Source organism: Pseudomonas sp. FSL W7-0098 (assembly GCF_005930585.1).
Classification (GTDB): Bacteria; Pseudomonadota; Gammaproteobacteria; order Pseudomonadales; family Pseudomonadaceae; genus Aquipseudomonas; species Aquipseudomonas bubulae.
In genome coordinates this window covers 117,835-127,255 of sequence record NZ_RXHW01000013.1, presented here as the reverse complement: position 1 = coordinate 127,255, position 9,421 = coordinate 117,835, and the positions used below count along the sequence as shown (strand labels likewise).

Sequence of the window (9,421 nt, the reverse complement as noted above, 5' to 3'; positions counted from 1 at the left end):
CGTAAAAACCGAAGTATAGCGTTTAAAAATACGAATTTTCCTGAAGTGTTAGATTCTCTAGAATCCCGCGTTATGCGCAAGCCACTTTGGTGGCCGCCGGTTTAGAGAGGGAAATGACCATGAACATGAAAAAAGCAGCAGTAGCCGTACTGTTATCGGCAGGTTTGCTGACGATTGCGGGTTGCGACCAGGCTGAAAAAGCCGCGCAACAGGTGCTGAGCAAAACCGCTGAATCCGCTAAACAGGCAATTGATGACACTCACAAGGCTGCGGAGCAAGCGCTCAGCGAAGCCACCGGTGGGCTGATTGAAAAAGAAAAGCCTGAGCAAGAAAAGCAAGATTCATCTAAAGCTATTTAACTGGTCTTACTGCAGAGTCCGAATACACCTATGGAATATCTTTTACAACTGGCTGCCAGCCCCGCAGCCTGGGTCGCTTTAGCCACGTTGATCGTGATGGAAATCGTGCTGGGTATCGATAACCTGATCTTTATCTCGATTTTGACCAACAAACTGCCTGAGCAATACCGCACCAAGGCACGCCGTATTGGTATCGGCATGGCGCTGATCCTGCGTCTGGGCTTGCTGGGTACCATTGCCTACATCGTGCAACTGACCACGCCGGTATTTGAAGTGCTGGGCAAGGCCTTCTCGTGGAAGGACATGATCCTGATTGCCGGTGGTCTGTTTCTGGTGTGGAAGGCCACCAGTGAAATCCACCACAGCATGACCCCGCAAGTGGAAGAAAAAGCCGACAGCGTGTCGTCGAAAGTCACCTTGGGCTTTGCCGCTGCCATCGGCCAGATCCTCATGCTTGACCTGGTGTTTTCCATCGACAGCATCATTACGGCGGTGGGCATGACCGAGCACTTGCCGATCATGGTGATTGCAGTGGTGGTAGCGGTGATGGTGATGTTGCTGGCTTCGGAGCCTCTGGCCAAGTTCATCAACGACAACCCGACCGTGGTGATGCTGGCCCTGGCCTTCCTGATCATGATCGGCATGACCTTGATCGCTGAAGGGTTCGGTGCCCATGTGCCTAAAGGTTACGTGTATGCAGCGATGGCGTTCTCGGCCACGGTTGAAACACTCAACATTGTGGCGCGTCAGATCCGGGAAAGGCGTCAGGCTGCGCTGATCAAGTAAACGCAGGTTGATGCTAAAAAGCCGTCCACTCTCTTTGGGGTGGACGGCTTTTTTGTGGGTTCAATGTGCGCTTGCTGCGCCAGCTACCGGTTTTTCAGGGACATCTTGCGGTTTTGCCTGCACCTGCGGGTGATGATGGCGGCTAATACGCATCAGGCCCCAGAGCATGGCGCCAGCAACGGCCAGCCAACCGGCGATCAGCAGAAAAATAGTGAGTATCGGGCTCATCAGTGCCTCCTTTGCCCCCTACGGGCTCAAACACACGCTAAGCAGATGACAGTCTAGTCTGTGCAATGTTGCAGTCTATTGACCGAAGGTCGTGTAGGGCTAATCGATTCGCTCTATATCAGCCATTGGGCTGTGGCTTAAGGCTATACCTCGCATTATTGGCGCCCTATGATTGACGGTCATGGCGGACTTTGAGGTCTGGCGTTTATTAAGGGCGAGGCAATATGCGGGCAGTGACAGGGGCAAAATCGGCGCGGCTGTGGCTGATGGGGGTGTTTGCGTTAGCGATGGTGGGCTGCGCCAGTGTCGAACCTCCTGAGTTTCGACGCTTGCCAGAACGGGTAGAGCTCAATGGCGTGCCGTTTTTCCGCGGCAATGCCAACCAGGGTGCCCCGCAAATATTGGCGGGCATGCTCAGTGAGCAAAGAGTCCGCATCACCCCCGGACTTTTGGTCAAACCGCTGCAGTTACCGGGTGCCGAAGCCTCATTGCAATCTAATATCGAGCAGCTTGCGGCGGGTTACGGGCTGATGGTGTACCCGCTGGACAAATCCCTGTCTGCGTTGCTGACTCAAGTGGCAGCTGGCTACCCGGTGATGCTGCGATTTAGCGACGGCACCCTGTGGTCCGAGCCGCGCTACGCGATGCTGGTGGGCTACAACCGCGCCAAAGGCACGGTGTTGCTGCGTTCAGGTATGGAGCGTCGGCGGTTGATGGACTTCAGCAAATTCGAGTCGGCGTGGAAGGATGCTGGCGGCTGGGCCGTGCTGATCCTGTCGCCAACCCAGTTGCCGGCCAACGTCGACAAGACCCGCTGGCTGAAAATTGCCAATGAACTGTCCCGCTCGGGCCAGGAACAGGCCGGGGCTACAGCGATCAAGACTCTGGAGTCCCAAAAGTAAGCGTTGGCATCACCCTGTGGGAGCTGGCTTGCCTGCGATGCAAGCGACGCGGTGTGACTGGCACAACGCAGCGATGCCATCGCGAGCAAGCCCGCTCCCACATAGCCACCACAAGAGTTAAAAGCCGAACTTGTCCCGCAAGCTGTAATACCAGGCACCCAAAGCAGTCAGCGGTGTACGCAACAGCTGTCCGCCGGGGAAAGGGTAGTGGGGCAGATCGGCAAACGCATCAAAACGCTCTGCCTGCCCGCGCAGGGCTTCAGCCAGCACCTTGCCAGCCAGATGGGTATAGGTCACGCCATGCCCGCTGCAACCTTGTGAGTAATAGATGTTGTCACCGATACGACCGACCTGAGGCAGGCGTGACAGCGTCAGCAGGAAATTGCCCGTCCATGCATAGTCAATTTTCACATCCTTGAGCTGCGGGAAAGCCTTGAGCATTTTCGGCCGGATAATCGCCTCGATATTGGCAGGGTCCCGTGCGCCATACACCACGCCGCCCCCGAAAATCAGACGCTTGTCACCGGACAGGCGATAGTAGTCGAGCAAGTAGTTACAGTCCTCAACGCAATAGTCCTGTGGCAACAGAGTCTTGGCCAGCTCATCACCCAGGGGCTCGGTGGTGATTACCTGTGTACCGCAGGGCATGGACTTGGAAGCCAGCTCCGGTACCAGATTGCCCAGATAGGCATTGCCTGCGACGATAATGAACTTGGCTCGCACCTTGCCCTGGGGGGTATGCACCACAGGATTGGCGCCGCGTTCAATGCGAACAGCGGGAGACTGCTCATAAATGGTGCCGCCCAAAGACTCGACAGCCGCGGCCTCACCCAGCGCCAGATTGAGCGGATGAATATGCCCGCCGCTCATATCCAGCAGCCCGCCCTGATACTGATCACAGGCAACCACTTCACGAATCCGGCGCTGATCCAGCAGCTCCAGTGACGTATTGCCAAAACGCTCCCAGAGTTTTTTCTGCGCTTCCAGATGGCCCATCTGCTTGGCGGTGATGGCGGCAAACACGCCGCCGTCTTTCAAATCGCACTGGATCTGATACTTGGCCACACGCTCACGAATGATCTTGCCGCCTTCAAAGGCCATTTGCCCCAGCAACTGAGCCTGCTTGGCGCCGACAGTGCGTTCGATGACATCGATATCGCGGCTGTAACTGTTAACGATCTGGCCGCCATTGCGTCCGGAAGCACCGAACCCCACCTTCGCTGCTTCCAGGACCGTGACCTTGAAACCGGCCTCCAGCAAAAAAAGCGCACTCGACAGCCCGGTATAGCCGGCGCCGATAACACACACATCCGTTTCCACCTCGCCCTGCAGGGCAGGGCGCTCAGGGGCTGGATTGGCTGAAGCCGCATAGTAGGACTGGGGATAGGGGGTGTTCGACATTCTGCAGCCTCTGTTTTATATTTTTTACGAGTGAGGCCGATGCTACCTGAGTTGAAAACCGCCCGCCAGCCACTGGCGGCTGAGTGTTTTCGGGTTAAAAATAAAAAATTCGACTATTCATAGGGTTAGCTGCAAAAAAGGTGTTGACACCCCTCCGCAAATCTATAGAATGCGACCCCACAGCAGGCACGTAGCTCAGTTGGTTAGAGCACCACCTTGACATGGTGGGGGTCGTTGGTTCGAGTCCAATCGCGCCTACCAAACAAAATCCGCTCTGCTGGGCGGTCTAGAAGGGCTCACCGAAAGGTGGGCCCTTTTTTGTTGTCTGCGATTTGCAAAACCCCCACCTCAAAACGCCAAATCAGCCCCCACCTCCAGGTACTCGATACCTTTCTCTGTGTGCCCGTCCTGATAGTGTTTGGTCGCGCGGCTTTGGTGATGGATGGCATGACCTGGAAGGGGCGCAAGACCAGCAGCGAACAGGCTTTGTCCTGGCCACGCCGGGAAGTGCATCTGGATGGCGAGAACAAAGCCGCCAACTATTTGCCTGCGCGTATCCAGTACGGGCAGATGGCCTTGGCGGCCGAAATTCACGCCGACGATATTGACCCAATCGACAAACGCAAAGGGGCCGTGACATTGGAGCGTGTCGAGGGGGCCGTGACACGCGAGTACGCAACGATCCCGAACACCAGCAAGCGGTTATTGCCTGCGGCGCCTGATCGGCCCAGTGCGACGCAGTTTGCGGACTACTTGCTGCAACGAGGATTGTATTCTGTAAAGGTATAAACAGATGATGGCATTCGTAGTGGCCAGTACTAAAAGTTACTAGTAGAAGTTACTTTGAGTGCTTTAGTATGCTCCTCTCAAAAAGGGAGTGATGCATGTTACCTAATCCAAAAAGCAGTAATTTTCGCTCGGCTCTACGTAATGCGCGCAAGGATGCAGGGCTCACATTGACTGAGTTGGCTGATGCTGCAGGCATATCCAATGTTATGCCTGGACGCTACGAGCGAGGCGAATCTCAGCCTACGATGGGCACTTGGCAAGAGTTGAACAAAGCTCTGTTTGAGGTCGATGACGAGGAAGTTGAGGCAGAAGCGAAAAAGCAGGAAATCGGCGAATCACTTTCCGACTCGTCTATTGAGCAGATACTTGAAGAGCTAAAAAGCCGCGGATTCAGCACGGTTAACCTTTCCTACAGCTGATTCGTTGACCCAGCCCCGCTATCTAGTGGGGTTTTCTATCTCAGGTGCCACCATGACTTTCTATGACGAAATGGCCATGATGGCTCTGGAGATGATCACCGAGTTCGGCCAGTCGATACTTGTCGGTAATGTCCTTCCCGGCGAGTACGATCCCGAAACCGGAACGTCAGATCCTGACATTATCACTGAGCAAACTGCCCAAGGCATCCTGCTCGACTTCACTGGCCAGGAATTCCAGAACAACAGCCTCATCAAGCAAGGCGACAAGAAGCTCAAGATTGCTGCGCAGGGGCTTGAGTGGGTGCCTGACCTGCTGAGCAAGATGTCAATTCAAGGCCGCACCTGGTCAATCGTTCCTCCGCTCAAAGAGATCAACCCTGCCGGGACACCGATCCTCTATGAATTGCAGGTGCGATCATGAGCAATCATTACGCAGGCAAGAGCGGCAGTTTCTCAGCTCAAATCCGGGCCTTCGCGGATCGAGCGAAAGATGCCATTGATATGACGATGCGCGACATCATCATCAACATAGGTAACAGCGTTATCACGATGTCACCTGTGGGCACTCCTGATGTCTGGAAGATTAACAAGATCAGTCGCGAGTACAACCAGGCCGTCGCGGAACACAACGAAAACCTGCGCCAAAATCCGCAAAACTTCGACAAACGTGGCTACCTCAAGCGCGGCTTAAAGCTCAATGACGGCATGGGCATACGTGCGCCGCAGGGCTGTGTGGGCGGGCGCTTTCGCGGCAACTGGATGTTCAGTGTCGGATCACCTGACACCTCCACGGTGGATCAGGTAGACCCCCGGTGGTAGCCGTTCCATGGCACGTATCGTCAATGGTGCCCTGGAGTTCAATGCAGGGGAGACGGCTTACATCACCAACTCACTGCCTTATGCCATCCCCTTGGAGTACGGGCATTCAACCCAGGCACCGAGCGGTATGGTTCGGATCACCCTGGGCAACTTTCAAAAGATTGTTGAAGAGGCCATCAGGAAGAACCAGGTATGAGCCATAAGATTGTTCGCGCACTGTTTGAGGCCCGGCTGGCAGCTTGGGCAAAGCTGCAGAAGCCTGTACTGCGCATTGCCTATCAAAATGTGGTGTTCAAGCCTGCTGACGGCGAAACCTACCTGCGGGCTTTCTTGATACCTGCTCACACGGGGAGCGACGACCTCGCTGGCGAGCATCGGGTTTATACCGGTCTGTTTCAAATCACCATCGTCACACCTGCCGGAATGGGTTCCGGTGCGGGCGAAGGGTTGGCAGATGACCTGTCTGCTTTGTTTGCCCTCAATGATCGATTAACCCGGGGTGACTTCACGGTACTGGTGATGACCCCGGTCGAGCCTGGTCCCGAGCAACAAGAAGACACCGGCTGTGCGTTGCCTGTGTCGTTTCAGTACCGTGCCGACACGACTTGATCAGTACTTAGGATTTGGCGCGGCGGCTTCTGAACCACTTCACTAAATACCAAGGCGCGGCCAGTATCAGAACAAGAATCGCCGCCAGGGGCAGAGAGTCAACCCAGAGGGACGCTAGAAGCCTGGATTCGATCAACCAACCTTGTGCACTATTCGGATCGGTTTGGGCGTAGGCCGACAGCAGTGCAATCACTGAGGTGATTATCGCGAACCAAATGGCGCTACGAACTTGCTCTCGATTCATATGTGTTTGATTCCCGGAGTGGCATTAAGTAAGGCGCGCGATCCTATCAACCAGCCGTCATCCGGTCGATGGCTCTATTTGCCAATCCACTGACTTCATCCTAATACGCCCATACCCGAAAGAGTGCTGCGGGCTGCTGCTGGCCATCGGGCGCAAGCAGCAGTACTTCCCGTGCCGGAACATTGCCAGCGAGCCGAATGAAGAGTTTCGTCTCGATCCAGAAGACTACGCAGCAGCGGAAGACCTGGGCGAGGTGATCGGCATTGTTCACTCACACCCGGATGCCACCAGCCGGCCGTCTCCGCATGATCTGGCGATGTGCGAGGCTACGGCGTTGCCATGGCACATCCTGAGTTGGCCTGAAGGCGACTTGCGCACTATTACACCGACCGGAAACACGCCGCTGCTTAAGCGTCCGTTTGTTCACGGCGCGTGGGATTGCTGGCAGGTCTGTGCGGATTGGTACAAGCGCGAGTGGGGGCTGGAGTTTGAAGCTTTTAGACGGGAGGACGGCTGGTGGGAGAGTGCTGGCAACACCAGTTTGTACGAAGCCAATTACGAGGAGGCAGGTTTTGTGCGGGGCGACCAGCCACGGCGTGGTGACCTGATCGTTATGGCGATTGGGCGAACGGTTCACCCGAATCATGCTGGGATTTATCTCGGTGATGATCCGGAGCTGCCTGGAGAAGAATCAGGGGTGTTCGGGCCGGGGCCGTTTTTGTTGCATCACCTGTACGGCAGGCCGTCAGAGGTGATCGTTTATGGCGGCCCTTGGCTGGATCGGACGCAGCTGATCCTCAGGCACACAGATGCAAAATAACTAAAATGACGAGGCTTACCCGCAGGAGATCAACATGCACCAACTTAAAACTCAAATGACGAGTACTGGAGCGCTTGTGGTTACCGGTATTGGTACTGGAATTGAAACCAGTCAGCTTTTGATTTCAGCTGATAGATTTTCGATCAAGAGTGTTGAGCAATTTCTGGCAACAGAGAAAGCCGACCTGTTGGAGCGTCGACTTGCACGGATTGAGAGCAAATTAGGGTTTAGTCCTTTGGGTGATCGCTGAAAAATTCCGAGATCCTCTTGGGGTTCGGACGAACAGGACTGTTCTTGGGCATCGCCTCCGCCACGCGCAATGCAAAGACTCTTGCAGTCTCGAGGCCTTCTTTTCCTTGAGAAGCGGACAATTGATGAACAAGTCCGGAAATTACGCAATTGAGATTTTGTAGGTCTGAGCCATGCGCGTTGACGGCGTCGATCAGTTTCTGACTCAGTTCGCTTTGTTCCATTTTGCCTCCTTGGTAATCCGCGCCGAAATTAGCGCAACCCCAGTCCGTGGGCTTGCAGGCAAAAGACTGGGGAATTCTGTTGCGTAAGTGCTGGAGGCTACTACTACAGGCAACGGGGTGTTACTGAGGATTCGTACATGCTGCAACCATTTGCTAATCTATAGGCAATCTGCGTACACTTTACGCCAATGAAAACAGTCTTCTTTGAAACCACAAGCTTCACCGCCACGGTAGGTGATTACCTGACTGACGATGAATACCGGCAGCTTCAGGTAGAGATGCAGGCGAACCCGGCCGCAGGCGATGTAATGCCGCGCACGGGTGGATTCCGAAAGCTACGCTGGCAAGACGCCCGCAGAGGAAAGGGCAAGCGTGGCGGGTTGCGGGTCATCTATTACTGGCTGCTGGATGATGGTCAGTTCTGGATGTTCGCAATTTACGACAAGGATGAGCTTGAAAACCTGACCGCTGATCAGGAGAAAGCGCTGAAGGCGGCCATTGGTGCAGAATTGAAACAACGAGGTGGGAAATGAAAAAGCGCGATCTGTTTGCCGAGCTGATGCAAGGCGTGAACGAGATGGGCGAACATCGCGAAGGGAAGATCACCCTTCGCCAGTACGAAGTGGAGGCGATGCCGGCCCCCGAGGTGACTGCTGCCGAGATCGTTTCTCTGCGTGAAAAATTGCACATGTCCCAGCCAGTGTTTGCCCGGCAGATCAGAACCAGCCCGGACACACTGAAAAATTGGGAGCAGTCGAAGTCAAAGCCGAATGCCCAGGCAGCACTACTGATCAAGTTGGTCCAGCGCTTCCCTGATATGGTTGATCGCCTCAACGCTGTTTAAGCTGACCTGTATATGAAAGCCCGGCCCTCGCGCTGGGCTTGTTGCATCTGGTGCCTTACCAGCAAACGAGCCGCAAGCCGCCTACTAGATCTAATATTTCATCGGGGCGAATTGGCTGGATCTCCAATATGGAGATCAGACCATCAATCACCCTGCGCGATTCTTGACTGACCGGTTTTCCATGAGGCAGCAGCAAGTCTGCAATCGGATAGCACTCATTCGGCCAGTTTTTAAGCGCATTGATTAGTAGGTTACGTTTTTCTACCAGTGCGTAAGGACCATCGGCTGGATCTGCAAGCGCTAGCCTCAGTTTCGTGAATTCAAGTTGCATTATCTGCATCCTAGCCAGTAAAAAAACGCCCGGCAGCCCAGGCTTGGGCTACCTGTAATGGCGCTGGCGAAGCACTTCGGAGCAGCGCTTGGCGATTGTCAAAAAGTGCCAGCCAGTAAAAAGCATCAGCCCAACGGCACTGTACGCAGCGACTCCCAATGCTGTTATACCTACTTGGTTTGTAGCGTGTATGAGTTCTGGAGCAACGTCTTTGGCTACCCATAAGTAGTAACTGCCGGCCAGAAAACTTGGTCCACCAATTAGGGCAAGCGCCCAACTATTGAGCTCCGACCAGGGCCGCTTACGTTCGTTTCGAAATAACTGTAGAGCTTTATTAAGCGCCTTCAATTGGACTTCCTCAGACTTGGTTATAGGGCACAACGCTACTACTGTGGCG

At 54.6% G+C, this 9,421-nt stretch carries 14 protein-coding genes, 1 tRNA gene and 2 pseudogenes; 13 read left to right on the top strand and 4 right to left on the bottom strand.

What is annotated here, in order from left to right; all coding sequences use genetic code 11:
* Positions 1 to 119: 119 nt before the first annotated feature.
* The gene (locus tag FHL07_RS21330; RefSeq protein WP_138738894.1) at positions 120 to 359 is read left to right on the top strand and encodes a hypothetical protein; all 240 of its coding nucleotides are present in this window, start codon (positions 120 to 122) and stop codon (positions 357 to 359) included.
* Positions 360 to 389: 30 nt separating this feature from the next.
* Positions 390 to 1,145 carry a TerC family protein gene (locus FHL07_RS21325; RefSeq protein ID WP_095002290.1) on the top strand — a complete coding sequence of 252 codons (756 nt, stop codon included), beginning with the start codon at positions 390 to 392 and terminating at the stop codon, positions 1,143 to 1,145.
* A gap of 60 nt (positions 1,146 to 1,205) precedes the next feature.
* On the opposite strand, the gene FHL07_RS23715 is transcribed toward FHL07_RS21325, so the two are convergent.
* Entirely contained in the window at positions 1,206 to 1,373 is a 168-nt protein-coding gene (locus FHL07_RS23715; protein ID WP_170943736.1) for a hypothetical protein, read from the bottom strand.
* A 224-nt stretch (positions 1,374 to 1,597) separates the two neighbouring features.
* Between FHL07_RS23715 and FHL07_RS21320 the strand changes: the two genes are divergently transcribed.
* Positions 1,598 to 2,275, top strand: a complete 678-nt coding sequence (locus FHL07_RS21320; protein WP_095021187.1) for a hypothetical protein — start codon at positions 1,598 to 1,600, stop codon at positions 2,273 to 2,275.
* 117 nt (positions 2,276 to 2,392) lie between these two features.
* On the opposite strand, the gene FHL07_RS21315 is transcribed toward FHL07_RS21320, so the two are convergent.
* Positions 2,393 to 3,676 carry an NAD(P)/FAD-dependent oxidoreductase gene (locus tag FHL07_RS21315; protein WP_095002292.1) on the bottom strand — a complete coding sequence of 428 codons (1,284 nt, stop codon included), beginning with the start codon at positions 3,674 to 3,676 and terminating at the stop codon, positions 2,393 to 2,395.
* Between the two features lie 184 nt (positions 3,677 to 3,860).
* Between FHL07_RS21315 and FHL07_RS21310 the strand changes: the two genes are divergently transcribed.
* From FHL07_RS21310 to FHL07_RS21270, 8 genes and pseudogenes are all read left to right on the top strand, one after another.
* A tRNA-Val gene (locus FHL07_RS21310) sits at positions 3,861 to 3,937 on the top strand.
* A gap of 162 nt (positions 3,938 to 4,099) precedes the next feature.
* A pseudogene (locus tag FHL07_RS21305) lies at positions 4,100 to 4,465 on the top strand (DnaT-like ssDNA-binding protein); the annotation flags it as partial.
* Between the two features lie 95 nt (positions 4,466 to 4,560).
* Positions 4,561 to 4,884, top strand: coding sequence for a helix-turn-helix domain-containing protein (locus FHL07_RS21300; protein ID WP_095018789.1), 324 nt, complete (start codon positions 4,561 to 4,563; stop codon positions 4,882 to 4,884).
* 52 nt (positions 4,885 to 4,936) lie between these two features.
* The gene (locus FHL07_RS21295) at positions 4,937 to 5,305 is read left to right on the top strand and encodes a hypothetical protein (protein WP_095018790.1); all 369 of its coding nucleotides are present in this window, start codon (positions 4,937 to 4,939) and stop codon (positions 5,303 to 5,305) included.
* A pseudogene (locus FHL07_RS21290) lies at positions 5,302 to 5,899 on the top strand (hypothetical protein). Before FHL07_RS21295 ends, FHL07_RS21290 begins: the two are co-directional and overlap by 4 nt.
* Positions 5,896 to 6,312, top strand: a complete 417-nt coding sequence (locus tag FHL07_RS21285; RefSeq protein WP_095018791.1) for a phage tail terminator-like protein — start codon at positions 5,896 to 5,898, stop codon at positions 6,310 to 6,312. The pseudogene FHL07_RS21290 and the gene FHL07_RS21285 overlap by 4 nt, the downstream one beginning before the upstream one ends.
* A 320-nt stretch (positions 6,313 to 6,632) precedes the next feature.
* Positions 6,633 to 7,376 carry a C40 family peptidase gene (locus FHL07_RS21275; protein WP_095018793.1) on the top strand — a complete coding sequence of 248 codons (744 nt, stop codon included), beginning with the start codon at positions 6,633 to 6,635 and terminating at the stop codon, positions 7,374 to 7,376.
* A 34-nt stretch (positions 7,377 to 7,410) separates the two neighbouring features.
* Positions 7,411 to 7,626 (top strand): DUF1983 domain-containing protein, encoded by a 216-nt coding sequence (locus FHL07_RS21270; RefSeq protein ID WP_130871701.1) that lies wholly within the window; start codon positions 7,411 to 7,413, stop codon positions 7,624 to 7,626.
* Here the strand turns inward: FHL07_RS21270 and FHL07_RS21265 are convergent.
* Positions 7,604 to 7,849: a hypothetical protein gene (locus FHL07_RS21265; RefSeq protein WP_095018794.1), complete on the bottom strand. Its 246-nt coding sequence runs from the start codon at positions 7,847 to 7,849 to the stop codon at positions 7,604 to 7,606. The two genes, FHL07_RS21270 and FHL07_RS21265, sit on opposite strands and share 23 nt — an antisense overlap.
* Positions 7,850 to 8,037: 188 nt before the next feature.
* On the opposite strand from FHL07_RS21265, the gene FHL07_RS21260 reads away from it, so the two are divergent.
* Complete coding sequence (locus tag FHL07_RS21260) at positions 8,038 to 8,382, top strand: hypothetical protein (RefSeq protein WP_019827010.1); 345 nt, start codon at positions 8,038 to 8,040, stop codon at positions 8,380 to 8,382.
* Positions 8,379 to 8,693, top strand: coding sequence for a helix-turn-helix domain-containing protein (locus FHL07_RS21255; RefSeq protein WP_019827011.1), 315 nt, complete (start codon positions 8,379 to 8,381; stop codon positions 8,691 to 8,693). The genes FHL07_RS21260 and FHL07_RS21255 overlap by 4 nt, the downstream gene beginning before the upstream one ends.
* 55 nt (positions 8,694 to 8,748) lie before the next feature.
* On the opposite strand, the gene FHL07_RS21250 is transcribed toward FHL07_RS21255, so the two are convergent.
* On the bottom strand, positions 8,749 to 9,024 hold the full coding sequence (locus tag FHL07_RS21250; RefSeq protein WP_095018795.1) for a hypothetical protein: 276 nt from the start codon (positions 9,022 to 9,024) through the stop codon (positions 8,749 to 8,751).
* Between the last annotated feature and the right edge of the window lie 397 nt (positions 9,025 to 9,421).

Bases quoted from the DNA above. Each gene is read 5' to 3' on its own strand.
- FHL07_RS21330 (WP_138738894.1), top strand. From the start codon at position 120: ATGAACATGAAAAAAGCAGCAGTAGCCGTACTGTTATCGGCAGGTTTG.
- FHL07_RS21325 (WP_095002290.1), top strand. From the start codon at position 390: ATGGAATATCTTTTACAACTGGCTGCCAGCCCCGCAGCCTGGGTCGCT.
- FHL07_RS23715 (WP_170943736.1), bottom strand. From the start codon at position 1,373: ATGAGCCCGATACTCACTATTTTTCTGCTGATCGCCGGTTGGCTGGCC.
- FHL07_RS21320 (WP_095021187.1), top strand. From the start codon at position 1,598: ATGCGGGCAGTGACAGGGGCAAAATCGGCGCGGCTGTGGCTGATGGGG.
- FHL07_RS21315 (WP_095002292.1), bottom strand. From the start codon at position 3,676: ATGTCGAACACCCCCTATCCCCAGTCCTACTATGCGGCTTCAGCCAAT.
- FHL07_RS21300 (WP_095018789.1), top strand. From the start codon at position 4,561: ATGTTACCTAATCCAAAAAGCAGTAATTTTCGCTCGGCTCTACGTAAT.
- FHL07_RS21295 (WP_095018790.1), top strand. From the start codon at position 4,937: ATGACTTTCTATGACGAAATGGCCATGATGGCTCTGGAGATGATCACC.
- FHL07_RS21285 (WP_095018791.1), top strand. From the start codon at position 5,896: ATGAGCCATAAGATTGTTCGCGCACTGTTTGAGGCCCGGCTGGCAGCT.
- FHL07_RS21270 (WP_130871701.1), top strand. From the start codon at position 7,411: ATGCACCAACTTAAAACTCAAATGACGAGTACTGGAGCGCTTGTGGTT.
- FHL07_RS21265 (WP_095018794.1), bottom strand. From the start codon at position 7,849: ATGGAACAAAGCGAACTGAGTCAGAAACTGATCGACGCCGTCAACGCG.
- FHL07_RS21260 (WP_019827010.1), top strand. From the start codon at position 8,038: ATGAAAACAGTCTTCTTTGAAACCACAAGCTTCACCGCCACGGTAGGT.
- FHL07_RS21255 (WP_019827011.1), top strand. From the start codon at position 8,379: ATGAAAAAGCGCGATCTGTTTGCCGAGCTGATGCAAGGCGTGAACGAG.
- FHL07_RS21250 (WP_095018795.1), bottom strand. From the start codon at position 9,024: ATGCAACTTGAATTCACGAAACTGAGGCTAGCGCTTGCAGATCCAGCC.